The organism is Bacteroides sp. MSK.20.82 (genome assembly GCF_019052485.1).
Lineage (GTDB): Bacteria > Bacteroidota > Bacteroidia > Bacteroidales > Bacteroidaceae > Bacteroides > Bacteroides thetaiotaomicron.
Map to the genome: position 1 here is coordinate 34,599 of NZ_JAHQUN010000032.1, position 23,828 is coordinate 58,426.

General features: G+C 44.0%; 20 protein-coding genes. 10 read left to right on the plus strand and 10 right to left on the minus strand.

The window, feature by feature from the left end:
• Window positions 1-29 precede the first annotated feature (29 nt).
• Window positions 30-524: a 6,7-dimethyl-8-ribityllumazine synthase gene (gene ribH, locus KTR07_RS19975; protein WP_008764452.1), complete on the minus strand. Its 495-nt coding sequence runs from the start codon at window positions 522-524 to the stop codon at window positions 30-32.
• A gap of 167 nt (window positions 525-691) precedes the next feature.
• Window positions 692-1,375 (minus strand): tetratricopeptide repeat protein, encoded by a 684-nt coding sequence (locus KTR07_RS19980; RefSeq protein WP_008759931.1) that lies wholly within the window; start codon window positions 1,373-1,375, stop codon window positions 692-694.
• 161 nt (window positions 1,376-1,536) lie between these two features.
• On the opposite strand from KTR07_RS19980, the gene KTR07_RS19985 reads away from it, so the two are divergent.
• Window positions 1,537-2,646, plus strand: a complete 1,110-nt coding sequence (locus KTR07_RS19985; RefSeq protein WP_008759932.1) for a DNA replication/repair protein RecF — start codon at window positions 1,537-1,539, stop codon at window positions 2,644-2,646.
• Window positions 2,643-2,930 carry a DUF721 domain-containing protein gene (locus tag KTR07_RS19990; RefSeq protein ID WP_008764453.1) on the plus strand — a complete coding sequence of 96 codons (288 nt, stop codon included), beginning with the start codon at window positions 2,643-2,645 and terminating at the stop codon, window positions 2,928-2,930. The genes KTR07_RS19985 and KTR07_RS19990 overlap by 4 nt, the downstream gene beginning before the upstream one ends.
• Here the strand turns inward: KTR07_RS19990 and KTR07_RS19995 are convergent.
• From KTR07_RS19995 to gap, 7 genes are all read right to left on the minus strand, one after another.
• Entirely contained in the window at window positions 2,917-3,708 is a 792-nt protein-coding gene (locus KTR07_RS19995) for a histidinol-phosphatase (protein ID WP_008764454.1), read from the minus strand. The genes KTR07_RS19990 and KTR07_RS19995 overlap by 14 nt on opposite strands.
• Entirely contained in the window at window positions 3,653-4,177 is a 525-nt protein-coding gene (locus tag KTR07_RS20000) for a 5-formyltetrahydrofolate cyclo-ligase (RefSeq protein WP_032813618.1), read from the minus strand. Before KTR07_RS20000 ends, KTR07_RS19995 begins: the two co-directional genes overlap by 56 nt.
• Complete coding sequence (locus KTR07_RS20005) at window positions 4,155-5,903, minus strand: S41 family peptidase (RefSeq protein WP_008764456.1); 1,749 nt, start codon at window positions 5,901-5,903, stop codon at window positions 4,155-4,157. Before KTR07_RS20005 ends, KTR07_RS20000 begins: the two co-directional genes overlap by 23 nt.
• A 31-nt stretch (window positions 5,904-5,934) precedes the next feature.
• Complete coding sequence (locus KTR07_RS20010; protein WP_008759937.1) at window positions 5,935-6,384, minus strand: dCMP deaminase family protein; 450 nt, start codon at window positions 6,382-6,384, stop codon at window positions 5,935-5,937.
• Window positions 6,385-6,395: 11 nt separating this feature from the next.
• The gene (locus KTR07_RS20015) at window positions 6,396-6,905 is read right to left on the minus strand and encodes a DUF4847 domain-containing protein (protein WP_008764457.1); all 510 of its coding nucleotides are present in this window, start codon (window positions 6,903-6,905) and stop codon (window positions 6,396-6,398) included.
• Window positions 6,906-6,929: 24 nt separating this feature from the next.
• Complete coding sequence (locus KTR07_RS20020; protein WP_195568287.1) at window positions 6,930-8,993, minus strand: M3 family metallopeptidase; 2,064 nt, start codon at window positions 8,991-8,993, stop codon at window positions 6,930-6,932.
• A gap of 181 nt (window positions 8,994-9,174) precedes the next feature.
• Window positions 9,175-10,185, minus strand: coding sequence for a type I glyceraldehyde-3-phosphate dehydrogenase (gene gap / locus KTR07_RS20025; RefSeq protein WP_008759940.1), 1,011 nt, complete (start codon window positions 10,183-10,185; stop codon window positions 9,175-9,177).
• A 142-nt stretch (window positions 10,186-10,327) separates the two neighbouring features.
• Between gap and mscL the strand changes: the two genes are divergently transcribed.
• Entirely contained in the window at window positions 10,328-10,774 is a 447-nt protein-coding gene (mscL, locus tag KTR07_RS20030) for a large-conductance mechanosensitive channel protein MscL (protein WP_008759941.1), read from the plus strand.
• A 206-nt stretch (window positions 10,775-10,980) separates the two neighbouring features.
• Complete coding sequence (gene guaA / locus KTR07_RS20035) at window positions 10,981-12,504, plus strand: glutamine-hydrolyzing GMP synthase (RefSeq protein ID WP_008764459.1); 1,524 nt, start codon at window positions 10,981-10,983, stop codon at window positions 12,502-12,504.
• A 170-nt stretch (window positions 12,505-12,674) separates the two neighbouring features.
• Here the strand turns inward: guaA and KTR07_RS20040 are convergent, their stop codons facing one another.
• A complete protein-coding gene (locus tag KTR07_RS20040) occupies window positions 12,675-12,962 on the minus strand; it encodes a hypothetical protein (protein WP_055229305.1) in 288 nt (95 codons plus the stop codon).
• Window positions 12,963-13,449: 487 nt separating this feature from the next.
• Here KTR07_RS20040 and KTR07_RS20045 point away from each other — a divergent pair, with 487 nt between their 5' ends.
• From KTR07_RS20045 to KTR07_RS20070, 6 genes are all read left to right on the plus strand, one after another.
• Window positions 13,450-14,922, plus strand: a complete 1,473-nt coding sequence (locus tag KTR07_RS20045; protein ID WP_022471522.1) for a hypothetical protein — start codon at window positions 13,450-13,452, stop codon at window positions 14,920-14,922.
• 17 nt (window positions 14,923-14,939) lie between these two features.
• Window positions 14,940-18,059 (plus strand): TonB-dependent receptor, encoded by a 3,120-nt coding sequence (locus KTR07_RS20050; protein ID WP_016268476.1) that lies wholly within the window; start codon window positions 14,940-14,942, stop codon window positions 18,057-18,059.
• A gap of 21 nt (window positions 18,060-18,080) precedes the next feature.
• Window positions 18,081-20,132, plus strand: a complete 2,052-nt coding sequence (locus KTR07_RS20055) for a RagB/SusD family nutrient uptake outer membrane protein (protein ID WP_008764461.1) — start codon at window positions 18,081-18,083, stop codon at window positions 20,130-20,132.
• A gap of 28 nt (window positions 20,133-20,160) precedes the next feature.
• The gene (locus KTR07_RS20060; protein WP_008764462.1) at window positions 20,161-21,156 is read left to right on the plus strand and encodes a BT_3044 domain-containing protein; all 996 of its coding nucleotides are present in this window, start codon (window positions 20,161-20,163) and stop codon (window positions 21,154-21,156) included.
• A gap of 13 nt (window positions 21,157-21,169) precedes the next feature.
• Window positions 21,170-23,005: a BACON domain-containing protein gene (locus KTR07_RS20065; RefSeq protein ID WP_008764463.1), complete on the plus strand. Its 1,836-nt coding sequence runs from the start codon at window positions 21,170-21,172 to the stop codon at window positions 23,003-23,005.
• Window positions 23,006-23,123: 118 nt separating this feature from the next.
• Window positions 23,124-23,825 carry a hypothetical protein gene (locus KTR07_RS20070; protein WP_032850061.1) on the plus strand — a complete coding sequence of 234 codons (702 nt, stop codon included), beginning with the start codon at window positions 23,124-23,126 and terminating at the stop codon, window positions 23,823-23,825.
• Window positions 23,826-23,828: the final 3 nt, after the last annotated feature.

Consider the following 23,828-nt stretch of genomic DNA (forward strand, 5'->3'; position numbering starts at 1 on the left):
TGTTTCTCAATTGCGGTGCAAAGATACAACTATTTATTTAAACTCCAAACAAAATCGATCATTTTTATTGCAGAAATTGCACATTCATCTCCTTTGTTACCCAGTTTGCCACCGGCACGATCCTCTGCTTGCTCCATTGTATTGGTGGTAATTAATCCGTAAATGACTGGTATGTCGCCAGTTGCGTTTAATTCGGTAATTCCTTGAGTCGCTCCCATACAAACATAATCAAAATGTGGAGTATCTCCTTTAATTACACAACCGATTGCAATAATTGCATCCACATCGCAATTTTCCATCATTTGATTGGCGCCGAAAGTTAGTTCGAAACTTCCCGGTACAGTTTTTACCAGAATATTTTCATCTTTCACTCCATGTTTTTTTAATGTATTGACTGCGCCGTTCAATAAGGCTCCGGTAATATTGAAATTCCATTCGGATACGACGATGCCGAATTTCATGTTTTCAGCGTTTGGTACAGAGTTGAAATCGTATTCGGATAAGTTATGGTATGCTGTTGCCATAATTGTAGTAATTAAAGTGGGTTATAAATACATGATTTTAAAAAGGCACGGATTACACGGATTTCACGGTAGCTTCGCATAATTGCATTAGTACATATTGTGCGTACTAAAAACCGTGAAATCCGTGTAATCCGTGCCTAACCTTATATTATATATAATAAGGTATATTATTTCTTCATCAATTTAGCCTGTTCGATGTACTTGTCGATGTCCATAGCCTGGTAAGACTGGAAGTATTTGTCCTTGATCTTAGTGTAGGCATTAACGGCATCATCATACTTTCCTTGTTTCACCAGAATTTCACCGGCTTGCATCAGGAAGATAGGGCTTAATGAGTTATTGTCAGCTTTGTCTGCTGCAGAGAGCAGGGTAGAAGCGGCTTTGTCCAGCTGACCCAGTTGTGCGTAGCAGTTTCCTGTTGCGCCGAGGATAGCGGGAGCTACCATCTGGTCGCCTCCGTTGAAGCCGTCGAGCATCTTTACTGCTTCGTCATATTTACCCAGTTGTGCGTAGCAGATTCCTGCATATGCTTTTGCCAGATTAGCGGCTTTTGTTCCGCTATATTCGTCGGCAACTTTGAGGAAACCTACATAACCAATACTATCACCGTTCAGTGCTTGTTCATAAGCATCTTGTTCAAAGTATTCCTGTCCTTTGAAAAGAGCAGCCTGTGCCTTTTCTTCACGTGGCTCAGCATAGAGGTTCTTGTACATGATAAAACCTGCTACGATGATAATCACGGCTACAACACCGCCGATGATTGCGTTTTTGTACTTAACAAGAAATGCTTCCGATTGTGTCAGTGCATCTTCTACGTTCAGATGTTCGTTCTGATTCTTTTGTTCTGCCATTTTTATATGATTCTTTTTGTTATTATTCATCGTTTGATAATTCGACTCGCAAAAGTAGTTTTTTTATATCTACAAACGAAATTTAGAGGCATCTTTTTTTGTTTTACGCTCGAAAACCTCGAAAAACTTGCTACTTTTGTGAACAAATTAACGCGTATACAATGATACTGAAACGGATATCCATATTAAACTATAAGAATCTGGAACAGGTAGAGATCGGATTCTCCGCCAAACTGAATTGTTTCTTCGGACAGAACGGGATGGGAAAGACGAATCTGCTGGATGCAGTGTACTTTTTATCTTTCTGCAAGAGTTCGGGTAATCCGATTGATTCGCAGAACATTCGGCACGAACAGGATTTCTTTGTTATTCAGGGCTTTTATGAGGCGGAAGATGGCACACCAGAGGAGATTTACTGCGGAATGAAGCGTCGTTCGAAAAAGCAATTCAAACGGAATAAAAAGGAGTATAGCCGCTTTTCCGATCATATCGGCTTTCTGCCGTTAGTGATGGTTTCGCCTGCCGATTCGGAGTTGATAGCCGGAGGAAGTGACGAACGGCGCCGCTTTATGGACGTCGTGATCTCTCAGTATGATAAGGAATATCTGGAAGCATTGATACGCTATAATAAGGCATTGGCACAGCGTAATACCTTATTAAAAAGTGAATTTCCGGTAGAAGAGGAATTGTTCCTGGTTTGGGAGGAGATGATGGCGCAAGCGGGTGAAATTGTTTTTCGCAAGCGGGAGGCGTTTATCGAAGAGTTTATTCCTATTTTCCAGTCGTTTTATTCTTTTATTTCCCAGGATAAAGAACAGGTGGGTCTGTCTTATGATTCGCATGCACGGGATGCTTCTTTACTGGAAGTTCTGAAGCAAAGCCGGGAACGGGATAAGATTATGGGATTCTCTTTGCGGGGAATTCATAAAGATGAACTGAATATGCTGTTGGGCGACTTTCCGATCAAGAAGGAAGGTTCGCAGGGACAGAATAAAACGTATCTGGTAGCGTTGAAGCTGGCACAGTTCGACTTCTTGAAACGTACGGGGCAGACCGTCCCTTTATTGCTGTTGGATGATATTTTTGATAAACTGGATGCTTCGCGGGTAGAGCAGATTGTCAAGCTGGTGGCTGGTGATAACTTCGGACAGATATTTATTACGGATACTAACCGTGAACATCTGGATCGTATTCTGCAGAAGGTAGGCAGCGATTATAAAGTATTTCGCGTAGATCAGGGTGTAATTAATGAAATGGGAGCTGAACAATGAAACGTAACGATGCCGAGCAGATAGGAAAACTGATTCAGCAATACCTGCGTCAGGAGAGTCTGGAGTCTCCTCTCAATGAGCAGCGGTTGCTGGATGCCTGGCCGCAGGTGTTGGGACCGGCGGCAAGCTATACCAGTAATCTCTATATCCGTAACCAGACGCTGTATGTACATCTCACTTCCGCCGCCCTTCGTCAGGAACTGATGATGGGACGGGAACTTCTGGTGCGTACTCTGAATCAGAGAGTAGGGGCTACGGTTATCACAAACATTATTTTTCGTTGAGGAAAGGAATTCTGTCTGTCACTTTCATCCCCAGCTTTTGGAGAGTCTCATTTGCCCGGTCATAGTAGAACGGAGTTTCAAGATATTGGTTGTTGTGGGCATCCACTCCGATAATGGCGGTGCAGCCTTCGTGTGCTGCTATTTCCCAAAAAGCAGGGTGGGGAATGGTTGTTATTCCATGTTCATCGTTGTAGTCTTCGTAACCTATATTATATTCCAGGGGCAGGTTCAAGCGGGCTGCTGTCCGGCAGATGTGTCTGCTGACAAGTTTACAATGACGGTCGAATTCAGGATATGAACGCATGAACAGGTCGGGATGTGCCAGATAGGCAAACAAGCCGCTTTCCATCCCTTCAATCGCACTCTCTTCATAAAGTTCAAGCATATCTACCGTATGGGTATTTCGCCCGAAATAAGGAAACTTCTCATCTGTATGGAAATGGTGGTTGCCGAAGATGATGTAATCCAGTTGATACTCCTTGATAACTCCTTTCAGCCAGGGAATATACTCCGGAAAATATTCACATTCCAAGCCGATTTTAATGCTGATTTGATCTTTATATTTCTTTTGTAGCGAGCGGAGGCTTTCTACATACTCCGGCAGTTCTTCGGGAGTCATCCGGATGTCGGATACATAATCGGTATGGTATTCCCATGGTGTGTGGTCAGAGAAACCAAGTTCCTGATAGCCGCCTTTGATGGCGCTTAAAACAAATTCTTCGTCACTCCCTGTCGCATGGAGGCAGCGGGTGGTGTGGGTGTGATAATTCGTCCTCATTACTTGTTATAATTATGTCCATGCAGATGTCGAATGCTTCTGCCGGAACTTCTTCTACTATTTGAAATGGGAAGCAGATGCCTGCTTTATAAGCTGCGGGGATACGTGGCAGCAAACGGTCATAATAGCCTTTTCCCCTTCCCAGCCGGTTTCCTTTCCGGTCGAAAGCTACACCGGGAACGGCAATAAAGTCTATGTCTGCATAGTCTGTGAATGTTTCTCCAACAGGCTCTTCGATGCCGTAAGTGCCGGTTGCCATATCCTCGGGACCGGTATAGAGGCGTAATTCCAATTCATCACCGACAACTACCGGAAGCAATATCCGCTTCTCATTGCTCCATTTCCGGATAAACGCATGCGTGTCTACTTCATCTTTGAGCGAATGGTAGAGCAATACAGTAGTTGCCGCCCTGAAAGCCGGGTGGGCTTCGAGGGCGGCAAGTATTTTAGCTGATTGTAGCTTCTGCAAAGTCGAAGATGCGTGTCGGATCTTCAGTGATGCCATAAGCTTGCGCAGTTCTTTTTTTCTTTCCATCTTTATTGTCTTTCGTCACTTCCTCTTCTGTCTCGGCGGGTGCTTTTGGGAAAGCTTCTCCTTTTTCGAGCAGTTCTATACCTTGTTGAACTGTAGCATCCGATTTATTGAAGTATTTCAGATAAGCTTCCAGTCCCAGCATATTATAGATAATGTTGCCGTATATATTCGCTTCCAGTCGTTTATACGATTTCTGGATCAGAATATTCCTTCTCTTTACACCTTTCGAGTCGGCAAAGCGGATGAACTGCTCTACCAAACCTTGGTGACGAAGATAATTCAGCAGGTCTTCTTCCGTTTCATACTGGCTCAGCTTCTTCCGATTATTGTCCGTGTACTGGAAAGTAAACTGAAGAGTTAGTCCGCGGTTGATTACTGATGAGAGATAAGAAGTGACTCCGGTAGTATCTTGTGGTACAAATACATCCGGCATGATACCGCCACCACCATAAACAGTGCGTCCCAGGCTGGTGAGATAGCGTTCGTTTTCGTTCAGCTTGATGCTGTCGCGTGAGAAGAACTCACCGTGTTCGTAGCGGTTGTATATGTCTAGTTCATAATTCTTGTCTTTACCACTTTCGTAAGGACGTTGGATGCAACGCCCTGAAGGAGTATAATAGCGGGCGATAGTCAGGCGGATAGCAGAGCCGTCGCTGAAGTCAATCGGTTGTTGTACCAGTCCTTTTCCGAAGGAACGGCGTCCTACCACTGTACCGCGGTCATTATCCTGAATTGCTCCGGTAAAGATTTCGCTGGCAGAAGCAGAACCCTCGTCAATCAATACAACGAGTGGCATTTTCTGGCAACTGCCCGTACCGTTGGCAAATTCTTCCGCACGGGGATATTTACGTCCTTGTGTATATACAATCAGTTTACCTTCGGGCAGGAATTCATTCACCATGCGGATGGCAGCTTCCATGTATCCTCCTGTATTGCCGCGAAGGTCAATAATCAGTCCTTTACATTTCTTATGATTGAGCTGGGCCAAGGCGTTAAGCAATTCTACGTGGCTTGTCCGTCCGAATTTGCTGACTTTTACATAACCGATATCATCGTTCAGCATATAGGCAGCGTCTACTGTATTTTGAGGAATGTCTCCGCGGGTGATGGTGAAGTCCAGCAATTTCGGTTCTCCTACGCGTTTGACACCCAGTTTCACCTGCGATCCCTTAGGACCTTTCAGTGTGCGCATGGCTAGTTCGTTGTTCAGCTTTTTGCCTACAAATAAACTGTCGTCTACATTAACGATGCGGTCGCCCGCCATGAGTCCCACTTTTTCAGATGGGCCTCCCTGGATAACGGCATTCACATGAATCGTATCATTCTGTATCGTAAACTGGATACCGATTCCGCTGAAACTGCCTTCCAGTTCCGAATTGACTTCTTCGAGATTCTGTGCAGGGATGTAAGTGGAGTGCGGGTCCAGTTCTGCCAGGATCTGTGGCATAGCCTTCTCCACGAGGTCGGTCATGTTTACGGTGTCTACATATTGATCATCTACGATTCTCAACAGCGCATTCAGCTTGTTGGAAGAACCGTTGATGATACCCAGACGGTTGCCGGCGAAGTGCTTGGCATAAAATGTACCGATAAGAATACCGGCCACCACGCTGATAGCTATGATGATAGGCGTAAAACGTGAAGAGTTTCTTGTACTCATGTCTATTCCTTTTTTTAAAACGTTCGTTTTATTATTTGTTTGGAGAAGAATCTTCGTTCATTTCTGTATAGATAACTTCGATTCCTGCCCGTTTTAATAGTTCTATTCCATCTTCGAGGCGGTAATGTTCGGAGTAGACTACCCGTTTGATTCCTGCCTGTATGATTAACTTTGCACATTCGATACAAGGTGAGGCGGTGACGTACATCGTGGCACCGTCGCTGCTGTTGTTCGAGCGTGCTATCTTGGTGATAGCGTTTGCTTCCGCATGGAGAACATAAGGTTTTGTCAGGTTATTCTCGTCCTCGCATACGTTTTCGAAGCCCGAAGGAGTACCATTGTATCCGTCGGAGATAATCATTTTGTCTTTGACGATCAACGCTCCTACCTTACGGCGCTGGCAATAAGAGTTTTCCGCCCAGATGCTTGCCATACGTATGTAACGTTTGTCCAGTTCCAATTGTTTCTTTTCCGTGTCCATGAGAGTGTCTTTTATTTTACAACGTGAAAAACTAAAGAAAGTGTCTGCTGGCTACCGGAAGGTTTATAGTAAAGGTATAGATTTCGCTCATCTCCTCCGTAAGAGGTTGCGTTGTTCAGCCCTTCTATAAAATTCTTTGCTAATATATCTGATGATTCATTACCTCCTTGGATAGATGCATTGAATTGGTTGTCCTTTCCATTGGCAGACCATGATCCAGTGAAAGTAGAGGTTATCACTGTGCCACTTAAGGTCCCGGTGATGATATTGCTTTCTTCCATTCCATTAAAGGTAATTACATACCTACCTGTTTCGTCAAGCAATTTCATGCTTTGTTCGCGGGCTTTGTTGTCGTTTCCCCAAAAATTAAACATTTGATGGCTATCTTTGACTGTGATATAAGTCAGTTTCCATGTCTTGCCGGTGAAGATGCCGGCTACATCATCCGTATCATTACATCCGGAAAACATCGGAAGCAATAACAGCAATCCTAATACTTTAAGTATCAATCTCTTCTTCATGTCCAATTCTCTCCTTTTTTAATTTTATTGTTTCTTTATGCCGTTTCGGATCAGCAATGCGTCAATGGTAGGTTCCTGCCCGCGGAAGCGCTTGTAAAGCACCATCGGGTGTTCTGTACCTCCTTTCGACAGGATATTGTTGCGGAACGAATCTGCTACTTCACGGTTGAAGATTCCTTGCTGTTTGAACAGTGAGAACGCATCCGCATCCAGCACTTCTGCCCATTTATAACTGTAATATCCGGCGGAATATCCTCCGGCAAAGATATGGGAGAATTGTGTACTCATGCAGGCTTCTTTGACTATTGGCAATACTTGTGCGTCTTTCCAGGCTTCCTGTTCATAGGCTTTTACATCGCCCTCGAAAGGAGTGTTGCGGGTGTACCATGCCATATCGAGCAGACCGAAGCTCACTTGTCTCAGGCAGGCATAGGCTGCATTGAAGTTCGAAGCATCCACGAGTCTCTGTATCAGTTCGTCCGGAAGCACTTCTCCGGTTTCATAATGACGGGCAAAGGTGTTGAGAAATTCTTTCTGGATGGCAAAGTTTTCCATGATCTGTGAAGGAAGTTCCACAAAGTCCCAATATACGTTTGTTCCGCTTAGGCTCTGATAAGTTGAGTTGGCGAACATGCCATGCAGGCTGTGCCCGAACTCATGCAGGAATGTCTCCACTTCGTTGAAAGTTAGCAAAGCAGGTTTGCTTTCGGTCGGCTTGGTGAAGTTCATCACTACAGATATATGCGGCCGGCTGTCTTCACCGGTTACGGGATCTATCCATTGTTCCTTGTAACTGGTCATCCAAGCTCCGGCGCGTTTTCCGGGACGGGGATGGAAGTCAGTGTATAGTACGGACAGGAACTTACTGTCTTTGTCGAATACCTCGTAGGCTTCAACATCTTTGTGATAAACCGGGATTTCCGTATTTTTCCGGAAAGTGATTCCGTAGAGTCTTTCTGCCAGTCCGAATACTCCTTTTTTTACTTGTTCCAGTTCGAAGTAAGGACGGAGCATTTCTTCATTAATATTGAATTTCTTGTTTTTCAGTTTATTGGAATAGTAGCTCCAGTCCCAGGGCATGACAATGAAGTCATCACCTTGTTCCTCACGTGCCAGTTCCTGTACTTCGAGATATTCTTTCTGTGCGGTGGGAGTGTAGGCTTCCAATAACTGGTTGAGCAGCTTATATACGGCGCCGCTGTTTTCAGCCATTCGTTTTTTGAGGGTATATTCCGCATAATCTTTATATCCCAGTAGCTGGGCTATTTTCATGCGTGTATTTACCAGCTTCTTTACGATTTCGATATTGTTGAATTCGTTATCGTGCGTACACTTTGTATTATATGCCATATAGAGCTTATGACGCAACTCGCGGTTGTCGGCATAAGTCATGAAAGGCACATAACTTGGAGCGTGCAGGGTGAAAGCCCATCCTTCTTTATCCTCACTTCTGGCTGTTTCGGCAGCAGCTTCTACGATGATTTCCGGCAGTCCGGCAATGCTGGCTTTGTCTGTCAGAAGCATTTGATACCTGTTTGTCTCCTTCAGGTTGTTTTCGCTGAAGTCGAGTGTCAGTTTGCTCAGTTCGTTGGTCAGTTGTCGGTATTGTTCACGGGCTTCTCCTTCGAGGTTGGCACCGTGGCGTACAAAACTGTCGTATATATCGTCTAGCAGGCGATTCTGTTCCTGGGTCAGTTGCAGAGATTGTTTTTGTCCGTACACTTCTTTCACGCGGGCAAACAACTTCTCATTCAGTGTGATGTTGTTGCTGTGTTCGCTGAGTAGTGGCATGATTTTCTGAGCCAATGCCTGTAAGTCGTCATTGGTTTCAGCACTAAGCATATTGCCGAATACGGCAGTTACTTTGTCCAGCAGCCTTCCGGATTGTTCGTAGGCTTCTATTGTATTTGTAAATGTCGCCTTCTCCGGGTTTTGTATGATCGCATCAAGTTCCGCATTCTGTTGTTTGATTCCTTCGAGGATGGCAGGCTCATAATGCTCTGTCTTGATCCGGTCAAAGGGCACAGTCCCATGCGGTGTCTGATACTGACCGAAGAAAGGATTCTGAGCGTTCAGTATATTGTTCATGGTGTAAACTAGTATCAATGTTATTAATAATCTCTTCATAATTCTCTTCATAGAAGTACAAAACTACTAAAATTGTAGGTTATACCACGGATAATACCTTGCTTTTTAACAATATATAAAATGAAGACAAAAAAACCGCTACGGTTTTCCGCAGCGGTTTCCTATATGTTTAGATTTCTAATTAAGCGTTAACTGATGCCATGTGAGCGATCAAGTCAAGAACTTTGTTAGAGTAACCGATTTCGTTGTCATACCAAGATACAACTTTTACGAAAGTGTCAGTCAAAGCGATACCAGCTTTAGCATCGAAGATAGAAGTACGAGTGTCACCCAAGAAGTCAGAAGAAACTACTGCATCTTCAGTGTAACCCAGAATACCCTTCAATTCGCCTTCAGAAGCTTCTTTCATTGCAGCGCAGATTTCAGCGTAAGTAGCCGGTTTAGCCAAGTTAACAGTCAAGTCAACTACAGAAACGTCCAAAGTCGGAACACGCATAGACATACCAGTCAGTTTACCGTTCAAAGCCGGGATTACTTTACCTACAGCTTTAGCAGCACCAGTAGAAGAAGGGATGATGTTGCCAGAAGCAGCACGACCACCTCTCCAGTCTTTCATAGAAGGACCGTCAACTGTTTTCTGAGTAGCAGTTGTAGAGTGAACTGTAGTCATCAAACCGTCAAGGATACCGAACTTGTCGTTCAATACTTTAGCGATAGGAGCCAGACAGTTAGTAGTACAAGAAGCGTTAGAAACGAACTGAGTACCTTTCACGTATGTTTTTTCGTTTACACCGCAAACGAACATCGGAGTGTCATCTTTAGAAGGAGCTGACATTACAACATATTTTGCACCAGCTTCGATATGAGCCTGAGCTTTGTCTTTGCTCAAGAACAAACCTGTAGATTCAACAACGTATTCAGCACCTACAGCATCCCATTTCAAGTCAGCCGGATTTCTTTCTGCAGTGATGCGGATAGCCTGACCGTTAACGATCAATTTGCTGTTTTCAACATCTGCTTCGATAGTACCGTCGAATTGACCGTGCATTGTGTCATACTTCAGCATGTAAGCCAAGTAGTCTACCGGGCAAAGGTCGTTGATACCTACGATTTGAATATCGTTTCTTTTCATTGCAGCGCGGAAAACGAAACGTCCGATACGTCCGAATCCATTAATACCTACTTTAATCATTTTGTTTAAACTTTTAAGGGTTTTATAATATTTGTTCAAATATCTCTCAGCTCGCGCATTTGTTTTATTTTCAAATGCGGTGCAAAATTACAAAAATGTTTTTATATTCGCATATTAAATTCACATTAAATATTGAAAAAAGATGGGAAAGAGCACATTTTTACAAGACTTTAAGGCGTTTGCTATGAAAGGGAACGTCATTGACATGGCTGTCGGTGTAGTTATCGGCGGCGCGTTTGGGAAGATCGTATCGTCACTGGTGGCGAATGTTATTATGCCCCCAATAGGCTTATTGGTTGGTGGTGTGAACTTTACAGATCTGAAATGGGTAATGAAAGCGGCTGAAGTTGGAGCAGACGGTAAGGAGATTGCTCCTGCCGTATCTCTGGATTACGGACAATTTCTGCAAGCAACTTTTGACTTTCTGATTATAGCTTTTGCTATATTCCTATTTATACGTCTGATCACTAAACTGACTACGAAGAAGGCGGCAGAGGAAGCCCCGGCTGCTCCTCCTGCACCACCTGCTCCTACTAAAGAAGAGGTGTTGCTGACTGAGATTCGTGACTTGCTGAAAGAGAAGAAATAAGTACTTGTATAATAAAATAGGAGATTCTGTTTTGAGTCTCCTATTTATTATATATAAGTCTCTCTGACATCGTTTCCCTTTTCGGATTTTATGTTGTCCGATGATATATTTCTCTCGTAAATTTCGATTTTTCTGTTTATTCTTCTATCTTTTTGCCTACTTTTTTCTACTTTTGCAAATCATTTATTCAAAATCCAACCATTGATATGCAGGAGAAAATAATAATTCTTGATTTCGGTTCGCAGACAACACAGCTGATTGGTCGTCGCGTACGCGAACTGGACACGTATTGCGAAATTGTTCCTTATAACAAGTTTCCTAAAGAAGATCCGACAATTAAAGGAGTCATCCTTTCCGGAAGTCCTTTTTCGGTTTATGATAAAGATGCCTTCAAAGTAGACTTGAGTGAGATTCGTGGTAAATATCCTATTTTGGGTATCTGCTATGGTGCACAGTTTATGGCGTATACTAACAATGGAAAAGTAGAACCGGCCGGTACACGTGAATATGGCCGTGCACATCTGACTTCTTTCTGCAAGGATAATGTGCTGTTTAAAGGAGTTCGTGAGAATACGCAGGTATGGATGAGTCATGGTGATACAATCACTGCTATCCCTGATAATTTTAAGAAGATTGCTTCAACTGATAAAGTGGATATCGCTGCTTATCAGGTTGAGGGTGAGAAGGTATGGGGCGTTCAGTTCCATCCGGAAGTGTTCCATAGCGAAGACGGGACGCAGATATTGAGGAATTTCGTAGTTGATGTTTGCGGATGCAAGCAAGACTGGTCACCGGCTTCTTTCATCGAGAGTACGGTTGCTGAGTTGAAAGCTCAGTTAGGTGATGATAAAGTGGTGCTGGGATTGAGCGGTGGTGTAGATTCATCGGTTGCTGCTGTTTTGCTGAATAGAGCTATCGGTAAGAATCTGACTTGTATCTTCGTAGACCACGGTATGCTCCGTAAGAATGAGTTCAAGAATGTGATGAACGATTACGAATGCCTCGGGCTGAATGTAATTGGCGTGGATGCCAGCGAAAAGTTCTTTGCAGAGCTTGCAGGTGTGACGGAACCGGAGCGTAAACGTAAGATTATCGGTAAGGGCTTTATCGATGTATTCGATGTGGAAGCTCACAAAATAAAAGATGTGAAATGGCTGGCTCAGGGCACTATTTATCCAGACTGCATCGAATCATTGTCTATAACAGGTACAGTGATCAAGAGTCATCATAACGTAGGTGGTCTGCCCGAAAAAATGCACTTGAAGTTGTGCGAGCCGCTTCGTCTGTTGTTTAAGGATGAAGTTCGTCGTGTAGGTCGCGAGTTGGGTATGCCGGAACATCTGATTACTCGTCATCCATTCCCTGGCCCGGGTTTGGCTGTACGTATTCTTGGAGACATCACCCGTGAGAAAGTGCGTATCCTGCAAGATGCTGATGATATTTACATTCAGGGATTGCGCGACTGGGGATTGTATGATCAAGTATGGCAGGCAGGCGTTATCTTACTGCCGGTACAGTCTGTAGGTGTCATGGGAGATGAACGTACTTATGAAAGAGCGGTAGCATTGCGTGCCGTGACTTCTACTGATGCCATGACTGCCGACTGGGCGCATTTGCCATATGAATTCCTGGGTAAGATTTCGAATGATATTATTAATAAGGTGAAAGGTGTAAACCGCGTAACCTATGATATCAGTTCTAAGCCACCTGCAACTATTGAGTGGGAATAAGAGATTTTCTTGATTTATATAAAATTCCAGTATCGCAAGTTACTGGAATTTTTTTTATGTAATATAGCCTTTACTTCTTATTACGGCCTATTCGCCAGAGATTGTTGGTGAAGGAGAAAATATTATTATATATGGTAGAAATTAAGGTGTGCATTTTATTTCTTATGCATTTATTCTTTTGGGGATCTACTACCTTTTTTATTTAGTAAGTTTAGGAATATATATAGTTGTGCTTGGCTGTTATGATTCATTTTTATATTTAACAGATTGGGATAAGTTGCTCTAGAACTTGGTAATTTTATACCAATAAGTGTATTTTTTCCTGTTTTCATAGGCTTTTCAAAGGTTATTAAGTTTGTGTGCCACTTAAGACGGTGTAAAGTTATTAATAAAATTGGTAAACGCAATGTTTTTTTTATTTTAATTATCGGCAAACGGTATTTTTTTTGATTTTTCATTCTACTACTCAGATCGTAATAAGATAGATATAATCTTTTTATTGATGTATATTATTGATTATCATGATTTTATTGTTTTGATTACCAAGTTCTAGAGCGACTTATTCTAATCGGTCAATTACGACTATATTTCTTAATAATTATTTATGATAATGCGAAATTGTAGGCCGCCTCCGGGCAGTGATTAAATTTTTATTATCGTTTCTTCAGCATAGATCAGAACAGTGCTGAAGAGAGATTGAATTCATTAAAAATTTCAATACCCCCAAGAAAAACAAATGAATGATAACAGTCAAACACAACTATATATATTCCTAAACTTACTAAATATTAAGATAAAGCATACACACCCAAAAACAAACGTATTAGAGTAAAAATGCACATCTTATTTCTACCACATTATCATAATGCCTAGATATAGAATAGTAAGTTTTCTACTTATCCATATTAACCCAACTAATTATTAACCTTTAATCACAGAAAAACAATGCAAAAAAGAACTATTTTTTTGACATTTTTTGCCGCCGTATTTGTCTATCTGACTTCATGTTCGGATAGTAAGAATATAGGAAGTGCAGTATTCAATCCGGATCAACCTATTGAGGTGACCGGATTTTATCCGGATTCCGGTGGGATCGCTACCCCTATGATCGTCGAAGGCAGCAACTTCGGATCAGACACTACCAATCTGAAAGTTTATTTCGAAGATGCGGATGGGATAAAGCACCAGGCGGGCTTGGTGAGTTCAAATGGTAACAAAATCTACTTGTATGTTCCTTCGGGACTGACGTACAAGAAAGAAATGAATCTTCTTGTTGCCCGAACAATGCCCGACGGAACAGAATATGAAGGACAAGCCGGAAGGCAATTTATCTACAAGACGCAGACGAGCGTGACTACCGTTGTAGGACAAGCTTCGCCGGACGCTAACCAGCCTACGGTAGGAGGAGACATCGCTACTTCTACATTGTCGGCGCCCAACTACATTAGTCTGGATGACGAGGATAATATCTTTATCACCGAACGCCACGTATGGCACGGAGGAAACAATTATCCATCTGTAACCTGTCAAAATGATAAAGGAGCGCAGTCTAACGGAAATATTGTCATGGCTTCCATTAAGAGTAATTCTGTGCTGGTACTTCAGTATGGTACGTCAGCCATCCTGAATGCTCCTGCTTTTTCGGACCTGGATGGTACGATGTACGCTCCTGAAGATGGCGGTATGGGATATTATTCTTTGGCCAAAAGCGTGAGCTATGCGCCGCGCCGCCTGACGGTGCTGCTGAATGATGAAACTAAAGACGTTGCCGATGGTAACTATAAGCACTGCTTTGTAGTGAATAAGCTGGATCATTACATTTATACAGTGATGGTTAAGGGACAACTGGTGCGGATAAAACCGAACACCCGTACTTGTGAACTCCTACTCAAGAAAGTCGGAACTTCTACCAGACCTGATGCATGTGACTCATACCTTGCTTTCAGCCCTGTCAAAGGACAGGAAAATATGCTTTATGTCGCGATGGCAGAAGGAAATCAGATATGGCGAGTGGATGTGGGAAATCTGGAAGGTAAAGACAAAAACACCTATCCCGGTGAAGGTTATGCCGGAAAGGCCATATTGGAAGGACAGGTAGCAGGAGCAGGATGGGAAGACGGTTTGCTGAGGAATGCCAAGTTTGATAATCCCCATCAAATCTGCTTTACCGAAGACGGTAAATTGTATATCGCTGATTGTGGTAACAATTGTATACGAGTAATCGATACCAAATTGCCCTTGGATAGAGCTATGGTAACTACTCCTATCGGACTTCCGGGCATGAAGGGCTATAAAGACGGCGGTCCGGATATCGCGTTGTTCAATCATCCGTTCGGTGTAGCTGTTAGTGCCGACGGACAAATTGTATATGTCGCAGATACCGGAAATAAAGTGATTCGTAAATTGTCTATACAATAACCTTTGATAATACATATATGAAAAAAAATCTTTTATTGATTGTACTGCTTATGACATTGATTCCATTGGCAGGCTACAGTCAGAACGAAACGAGTACACAGTTTACAGTGGCAGGCGTGATTGTGGATGCAACCGGCGAGCCATTGGTAGGTACGGCTGTTTATGTAAAGAACGAACCGGGAGTCGGCGTAGTAGCGGATCTGGACGGAAAGTTCAAGATAAAAGTAACGAAAAACGCTACACTGATATTCCAGTCAGTGGGTATGAAGAATGTCGAGATGCTGATTACCAAAAACGAAGAAAAGCTTAAGATCGTCATGAAAGAAGACGAGACTAAGATTGACGAAGTAGTGGTAACGGGTATGAGTTCCCAGAAAAAAGTATCTGTGGTAGGTGCCATCACCACCATTGACGTTGCGCAGCTAAAAACTCCCGCCACTTCCCTCAATAATATGATCGGAGGTCGAATGGCAGGTGTTATCACTATGCAGAGTTCGGGTGAACCGGGCAAAAATATCTCCAACTTCTGGATTCGCGGTATCAGTACTTTCGGAGCCAGCAGTGGAGCCTTAGTACTGATCGATGGTCTCGAAGGAAGATTGGAAGATATTGATACCGACGACGTTGAATCGTTCAGTATCCTGAAAGATGCCGCAGCAACGGCTGTCTACGGAACACGCGGAGCAAATGGCGTGGTATTGGTGACTACCAAACGTGGTACCAGTGGAAAATTAGAGGTGACCGGACGTGCTACGATGAAAATATCACATATCAAACGTCTGCCCGAATACCTGGGAGCATATGATTACGCACTCCTTGCCAATGAAGCCAGAGCGATGTCTGGGGAAGACGATCTGTACACCCGTCTTGAACTGGATCTGATCAAAAACAGGCTGGACCCGGATCTTTATCCGGATGTAAACTGGATAGATGAAATCATGAAAAGGAATTCTATTCAGCAGAACTACTATGTCAGTGCTAAAGGAGGAGGTGACGTTGCCAGATACTTCTTGTCGCTGGGGTATCAGGATGAAGGAGCCGCCTATCGCCAAGAGGAAAATCTGTTTAAAAAGCCATTGAGCGTAAACAAGCTGAATTATCGTGCCAATATCGATATGAATTTGACCAAGACGACCCAGCTATACTTCGGTGTAGATGGATATGTCAATTCTTATGTCAGTCCGGGCGGAGGGAACACAGATCTGGTATGGTCAGCCGTCCAGCAGTTGACCCCCCTTCTGTTTCCGGTCACTTACTCTGACGGCACGCTGCCCGTATATGGCGGATCACGTGAATTGGCTTCTCCATATGTTATGCTGAATAATACCGGATACATGCAAAGCGAGGACAACCGAAACATGCTGACGCTGAAGCTGACGCAAGAATTCGGAGGATTTCTGAAAGGACTGACGATGTCGGTACAAGCGATGACGGAACATATCGGCTACTTCAGCGAATACCGCAGGATTTGGCCCGACCTCTACCGTGCTACCGGACGAACCGCACAGGGAGTCTTGATTAAAGCGCTGCGCTCAGCACAATCAAGTATGGCATACGGAAGTGGCGAAAACTCTTACAGGCAATACTATATGGAGGCGAAAGCCAACTGGAACCGGTCGTTCGGAGACCATACCTTTGGCGCGTTGCTCGAATACTATATGAAAGATGAGAAAAACTCTCTATGGGGCAAATATGATGATTTAGGTATCGCCAGCATCCCCAAACGCCATCAGAACCTTTCCGGACGTATCTCCTATGACTATAAAAACCGTTATTTCATCGATGCGAATTTCGGTTATACAGGTTCTGCACAGTTCAAAAAAGGAGAACAGTTCGGTTTCTTTCCTTCCATTGCCGCAGGATGGGTTCCTTCCTCTTATGCATGGTGGACAGAGAAACTACCTTGGTTTACGTTCCTCAAAATTCGCGGCTCTTACGGTATCGTAGGTAACGACCAGATTGTTTCTACCAACGATTATACCGGCCAGGGACGCTTCCCTTACCTGACCCTGATAGACAATCATGCCGGATCTGCTTGGGGATATCGTTATGCGGGTATCACAGAAACCCATACCGGAGCCGACAATTTGAAATGGGAAGTAGCAAAGAAGGCGAATCTTGGTATCGATGCCAAGTTCTTTCACGACAAGTTGTCCCTGACAGTCGACATATTCCGGGATACTCGTGACCACATCTTTCAGGACCGTGTGACGTTACCTTCTTACGTAGGTATGGTGACTTATCCGAAGTCGAATGTCGGACGTATGCACAGTGTAGGATCGGACGGAAATATTGAGTTTTTCCATACTATTAATAAGGATATGAGTTTTACGGTTCGTGCCAATTATACATTCTCACAAAATATCATCGACTATTTTGAAGAGAATAAATTACCTTACGACTATCTCAGTGTGACCGGCAGACCCTTTAACATCTTACGCGGATATATCTCCGAGGGACTATTCGCCAGCAAAGATGAGATCAATACCAGCCCCGATCAAAGCGGATTCGGAAAGATACGCCCGGGCGACATCAAATATCGCGATGTCAACGGCGATGGTATTATCAATGAAGACGATAAGGTGCCATTGTCTTATTCCAACCAGTTACCAAGAGTGATGTATGGATTCGGCGGTGACTTCCAGTGGAAAGATCTGACTGTTAGTGTCTTGTTCAAAGGTTCCGCCAAGGTAGACTACTATCGTGCAGGGCTTGGCAACGACAACGGATGGATTCCGTTCTATAATGGAGACTTGGGAAATGTGATCAAACTAGCCAACAATCCCAAGAACAGATGGACGCCCGCATGGTATTCGGGAACTACTGAAACGGAAAATCCGAATGCTGAATTTCCACGTCTCTCTTACGGAGGTAATAAGAACAATTCTCAATTGTCCTCCTTCTGGAGGCGGAACGGTTCTTTCCTGCGCCTTCAGGAAGTTAGCTTGCGATACAGCCTGAAACATCTGCCATGGATTAAAGCGGTAGGATTGTCTTCCGTCGATCTGGAATTTGTGGCGAATAACCTGTGCACTTTCGACAATGTGAAATATTTCGATCCCGAACAAGCATCGGCAAATGGTGCTGTCTATCCGATACCTGCTACCTATTCATTCCAGGTATACTTAAGATTCTAATCACATAACATTGAAAAATTTATGAAAAATCGAATTAAAATACTTTTGGGAGCCGTGATCGGCAGTTCTTTGCTGCTCAGTTCCTGCAATTTTCTGGATGTAGACAATTATTTTCAGGCTACATTCAAGGAAGATTCCATTTTCCACAGCATGAAAAATGCCGAAGGATACCTTTGGAACACCCCGACCCGTTTTCCCGATGCGGGTGCCATTTGGGGAAACTCATGGAATCCGGGAGAAACTGCCTCGGACGAGATTGCCGTCAGATGGCAGACCAACGAGTTTTGGGGAGCGCAATTCAGTGTTGGTACTGTCAACGGAAGAAACCTGCGGCAGGATATATGGTATAGCATGTATGTAGTAGTGGCAAGATGTAACCGGATGCTGGAAAATATCGATAAAGTGTCTGATATGACAGAAGCCGACAGAAGACGTTACATCGGATACGTACACTTTATGCGCGGTTATGCCTACTACCATTTACTGATGAACTACGGTCCGTTGCTCATTGTCGGAGACGAAGTACTAGGTACTTCCGAATCTGCGGAATACTATGACAGGGAACGGTCTACATACGATGAATCGGTGGATTATATTTGCAATGAATTCAAGCTTGCCACACAAGGTATTTATGGACCGACCGAGCAGAGTATCAGCTATTCCGACCGTCCTACCAAGGGGGCAGCTTTAGCGTTGATTGCCCGTCTGCGCCTGTTCCAAGCTTCTCCGTTGTTCAATGGCGGTGATGCCGCCCGCCTGTGCTTTAGCAATTGGAAGCGCAAAAGCGACGGTGCCGATTACGTAAACCAGACTTATGATCCCGACCGTTGGGCGGTAGCAGCCGCTGCCGCAAAGCAAGTGATCAATATGGAATACTATTCACTGTTCACAGTGGCACCGGACAATCAATACCCTTATCCGTTGGCAGATAATGTTCCTACGGCTCCTTTCCCCGATGGTGCGGGTGGTATCGACCCTTACCATTCTTTTGCCGATATGTTCAACGGTGAAGGTATTATTCAAACCAATAAAGAGTTTATCTGGGCAATGGCATCCCAAAATGTGACTAATTACACGCACCACTCGTTCCCTGTTAAATTCGGAGGCTGGGGCGGCATGTCCGTACCTCAGAGAGTGGTCGATTGCTTCCTGATGATGGATGGCAGAGACATCCACAATGCATCGGCAGACTATCCGTATGTAGCGGATCTCAGTCAGACAATAGGTACGAATAAAGTGCTGGGAAACTATCAGTTGAGAGGTGATGTTCCGAAGATGTATGACAACCGTTCGGCACGTTTCTATGCTTCCATCGGATTTCCCGGACGCTTGTGGACTATGAGTTCCGCTTCTTCCGACGCAACCTATGTCAACCAGCAGTTCTGGTATTCTCATGATGATACGCAAGCCGGGTTGGCCGGTGCGGGAAATAACGTCAATGATTACAATATCAGCGGCTACACTCCCGTCAAGTTTGTCCATCCTGACGATTCATGGTCGAGCGGAAAAGGAAGTGTGAAAGGCGCATTTGTTACTCAGCCTAAACCGTTTGCCATCATCCGTTATGCCGAAGTACTCCTTGAATATGTAGAAGCGTTGAACCGGGTGACGGGTACGGTCACCGTTACTACTCCTGATATGACAGGTACGGATGTCGAAGTGACTGTCAGCCGTGATATTCAGGAAATGGCTAAATACTTCAATATGATCCGCTATCGTGTCGGATTACCCGGTCCGGCTTTGGGTGACTTCAACGAGGTGGAGAGATTTGAGCAGATCATCCGTAATGAACGACAAGTGGAACTTTTCAACGAAGGCTACCGCTATTTCGATACCCGTAGATGGGGTACTTACCTTACCGAGGATGCCAATACGTCTAACTGGCAGGGATTGGATGTACAAAAAGACCGTACGGACGTCGCCGGCAATCCGGGATTCTGGAACATCGTGACCATTGACCAACAGAATATCCGCGATCGCGTCGCACTGCCCAAAATGGTATTTATGCCGATCAGTCACTCTGAATTACTGAAAGTACCTTCCATGGACCAGAATCCGGGATGGGACAGATAATGAAAAACAAGAATAACAGAAAGATAATATGAAAAAGATATTAACTATAATTCTTTGCTCTGCTTTGGTTATGATAAGTGGTTGCGATAAGTATGATTTCGATCAGGAACAGTTCCGCAAAGAAGTAAATTTACTCAGTAATTCCAACTTGGTATATGATCGCCAGGTAGCTGAGTTGCAGCAGGGAGGAGATACCCTTTTCGTGGTAGCTTCGTTGAGTGGATCGCAGGCTACCGACGAACCGGTAACAGTGGTGCTGCAACATTCCGATACACTGTTGAGGGCTTACAACAAATCCAATTTTGATATCAATAAAGCCCGTTTTGCAAAGTACTTGCCGGAAGAATGCTATGAATTTCCGACGATGGAAATGAACATTTCCGCCGGCTCTTCCAAGGCTATGTTTCCGGTGTATCTGAAAAATCTGGAAAAGATTTCACCCGACTCCATCTATTTTCTCGAATATAAGATAGATTCATTGAGAACACCGGACTGTAATCCGAAAAAGAGGCACGTGCTGCTTCGTATCCACAAGGAGAATTACTATGCGTCCACGCAGACGGCAACTTACTACAATTACACCAGTAGTACGGTCATTATCCCGAATCCGGATGGGTATAGTGAAGTTCGCCGTCCGACCAATTCCAACCGTGTATTTCCTATCTCTGAGAACTCTGTACGTTTGATGGCCGGTGATGAAAATTTCACTGACTATACCACTGCGCTGGATATCATCAATAAGGGGAGCATCATTCTGGAAATGGGAGCACAGTTGCCCGAGAATCCGTTGGCGAAGGAACTCACTATCCTGCCGTATCAAAGCATCGACGTAGTGCAGCTCACACCCATCGGCGAATATGACAATACGTATTTATTGAATGTCATCCGGACGCCCGACGGACGCTCCACTTATTATAAGGAGTTCCGCCTCCATTACAAATACCGTTTGAAGTCTACCGACCTCTACAGGGAGGTAAATGCCAAACTGAGATACCAATTCAATCCAAGAGTAGAAAACTTGTAATGCATCTAATAATATGAAAAAAAATATACTAATCATCGGACTGACAGGAATCCTGGGAACTTTCGTAGCTCTCTCTTCCTGTGGTCCTGATTATGAAACTGAGTTCAATGTACTGACATTGACCATTCCCAGCGAGAGCCAGGCGGCTGTTGTTTTTCCGCTTTCCGGCGGCGAACATGAGATAGAAGTGGAGACCAACGTGGCGCTCGATAACTGGACGGTAAGTTCGAATGCCGAATGGTGCAAACTACAAAAGCAGGAAGGTAAAGTCACGGTTTCTGCCGATCAGAATGAAGGCTATAAACAGCGTATAGCAGAAGTTACGATAGCATACGGTCACCAGAGTTATTCCATAAGTGTGAAACAGTTCGGCTTGGAACCGGTGATCGATATACCCGGATTGACGGATGATGGAATGAAGGCGGTGGATGCTAAAGCGACTTCACTTTCTATCCAGGTGAATACCAATCTGAATCTGGATGTCATCACTGTACCGGATACCTGTAACTGGGTACGCTTTAACGAACCGAAAGAACTGAAAGCAAAGAAAGGACAAAAAGCTGTAAAAGCGGAAGATATCGTCAAGAAAAATCTGGTATTCAGTTTGGATCAGAATACTGATACCATTGTGAGGTATTGTACAATCACCCTTCAGTCGTCACAGAATTACAACTGTGTCGGCACGTTCATTATCAAGCAGCAGCCGAGAGGATATATTGTTGACATTGACGATGCACACAAGGTCTTTGAAGTGAAAGCAATGGGCGAAACGATCACGATTCCTTTCAAAGTGAACGGTCCTGCGGGTGCGGAATATGAATATGTGATTGACGAAAATGCTCAAACATGGATTAAGCCTGCAACTGCACCGCTCACCAGAGGAGCATTGCGTGATGCTTCCGAAAGCTTCATCATAGAGCCTAACACCGCAGTTGTAGAACAACCCCGTGAAGGAACGATAACGTTCACAAGTAAAGATCCGGTTGATCCAAACAGCTTTACAGTTACTGTGAAACAAGCAGGATTCGTTCCCGTTCCTCCTGTAAATGTGGTGAATGCTACCGCTACACCGGGAGCCGGACACATCACTCTGCAATGGGAAGCACCGGAAGATGTGGATTATAGTAAAGTGAAAATCACGTATTATGATAAGGTCACAAAAGAAAATAAAGAGATAGAAATAGATGGATTCAAGACAACATCGGCTATCATAGATGATACCTATCAGTGTGCTGGTGAATATTCCTTTACTTTCAAGACCTACGGTCCTACGGGAATGGAGACTGAGAGTCCTGTAATCATTACAGGTACTTCCGGCGAAGCTTCCGAGTTGGAACGCGTCATTCTCACTGTTGATATGCTTTCTGCTAATGCGACACAGGACGGTGATGGAGGTGGCTTACCTGCTTTGATTGACGGCAAAGGTGGAACTTATTATCATTCCAGATGGCAAGATCCAGTCGTATCAGAAGCCCATTACGTGCAGATTAAACTGAACAAACCGTTGCAAGGGCTTCGTTTTGAATATGATGCGCGTCAGACTGGCATAAATAATGGGGGCGACGTAACGATCGCAACTATTTACGGAAGTACCAACGGTGAATACTTTGAAAGCATGGGTACGGAAGAGTTCAATTTACCGACATCAAACGGTGGTCATGCTACCGCTAAAAACAATGTGAATGGTAAACAAGCTTACAACTATATCCGATTTACTCCTACGGGTCGCCGTAATCAAGCCACATTGGACTATACTAACGCTAATAAAGCATGGTGGAATATGGCTGAGATGTATCTCTACAGAGTAAGGCATGATGAAGCCTGGGCCAAAGAGCAGTTAGGCATCTGATAAACTAATGGAAAGACTGGCGGGGAGGAAATAAGATTAGATTAGACACATTTTCCTATAAAACTCCCTGTCAGTCATTTTTTTTATTTATATTATCCGACTATTGAGAATCATGTACATGAAAACAAAGAAACTGAATATCATATTACTTGTTTTGCTGCTAATCTGCACAGCCATCGGTTGTCATTCACGGCAGAAACCGGACATTCGTCCCCATCCCGTAAATCTCAGTGCCGACAGTTTTTATCAACAGGCAGTAGCCATCCTGCAATCGTCTTATGATGTCGATTCCACCCGGAAGTGTATCAGCCTTCTGGACCGGGCACTGTCGATTGACAGTCTCAACCCCGATTATTATGGTACCAAAGCTAAACTACTGGCTGAGATGGGGGAGCTGGATTCCGCATTGCATGTCCAGACTTTGGCAATGGAGAGAAAAGCGATAACAGGAGAATACCTGTTTCAGTTAGGATTGTTTCAGGCGGCTAAAGATATGAATGCTGATGCGCATCAAAGTTTCGGAAAAAGTCTGGAAATTCTGCGGGCAGTGCTCGAACAATATCCTGACAGTTTGGGAGCATTTATTCTTGAAGAATCCGCCAATGCGCTTTATCAGGGAGCAGACAGCATTTATATGAAAGACATCGATGGCATTCGCAAACGTTTTCCGAACAGGCTTTTGGAAATAGAGATGATCCGAAGACTGAAGCCGCATTCGCTGGTGAAGCAAATCAAAAAGATTCAGATAGAGAATGAATATAACATTGACTTCGATTTGGATAGTCTGGTCAATGAAATGGAAAAACAACAAAAATTATAAATA

Coding starts and splice junctions, on each gene's coding strand:
- KTR07_RS20065 (WP_008764463.1), top strand. CDS start 21,170: ATGAAAAAAAATATACTAATCATCGGACTGACAGGAATCCTGGGAACT.
- KTR07_RS20045 (WP_022471522.1), top strand. CDS start 13,450: ATGCAAAAAAGAACTATTTTTTTGACATTTTTTGCCGCCGTATTTGTC.
- KTR07_RS20040 (WP_055229305.1), bottom strand. CDS start 12,962: ATGAAAAATCAAAAAAAATACCGTTTGCCGATAATTAAAATAAAAAAA.
- ribH (WP_008764452.1), bottom strand. CDS start 524: ATGGCAACAGCATACCATAACTTATCCGAATACGATTTCAACTCTGTA.
- KTR07_RS20010 (WP_008759937.1), bottom strand. CDS start 6,384: ATGGACACGGAAAAGAAACAATTGGAACTGGACAAACGTTACATACGT.
- KTR07_RS20070 (WP_032850061.1), top strand. CDS start 23,124: ATGAAAACAAAGAAACTGAATATCATATTACTTGTTTTGCTGCTAATC.
- KTR07_RS20015 (WP_008764457.1), bottom strand. CDS start 6,905: ATGAAGAAGAGATTGATACTTAAAGTATTAGGATTGCTGTTATTGCTT.
- mscL (WP_008759941.1), top strand. CDS start 10,328: ATGGGAAAGAGCACATTTTTACAAGACTTTAAGGCGTTTGCTATGAAA.
- KTR07_RS19985 (WP_008759932.1), top strand. CDS start 1,537: ATGATACTGAAACGGATATCCATATTAAACTATAAGAATCTGGAACAG.
- KTR07_RS20060 (WP_008764462.1), top strand. CDS start 20,161: ATGAAAAAGATATTAACTATAATTCTTTGCTCTGCTTTGGTTATGATA.
- KTR07_RS19995 (WP_008764454.1), bottom strand. CDS start 3,708: ATGAGGACGAATTATCACACCCACACCACCCGCTGCCTCCATGCGACA.
- KTR07_RS19980 (WP_008759931.1), bottom strand. CDS start 1,375: ATGGCAGAACAAAAGAATCAGAACGAACATCTGAACGTAGAAGATGCA.
- KTR07_RS20005 (WP_008764456.1), bottom strand. CDS start 5,903: ATGAGTACAAGAAACTCTTCACGTTTTACGCCTATCATCATAGCTATC.
- guaA (WP_008764459.1), top strand. CDS start 10,981: ATGCAGGAGAAAATAATAATTCTTGATTTCGGTTCGCAGACAACACAG.
- KTR07_RS20050 (WP_016268476.1), top strand. CDS start 14,940: ATGAAAAAAAATCTTTTATTGATTGTACTGCTTATGACATTGATTCCA.
- gap (WP_008759940.1), bottom strand. CDS start 10,185: ATGATTAAAGTAGGTATTAATGGATTCGGACGTATCGGACGTTTCGTT.
- KTR07_RS20055 (WP_008764461.1), top strand. CDS start 18,081: ATGAAAAATCGAATTAAAATACTTTTGGGAGCCGTGATCGGCAGTTCT.
- KTR07_RS20020 (WP_195568287.1), bottom strand. CDS start 8,993: ATGAACAATATACTGAACGCTCAGAATCCTTTCTTCGGTCAGTATCAG.
- KTR07_RS19990 (WP_008764453.1), top strand. CDS start 2,643: ATGAAACGTAACGATGCCGAGCAGATAGGAAAACTGATTCAGCAATAC.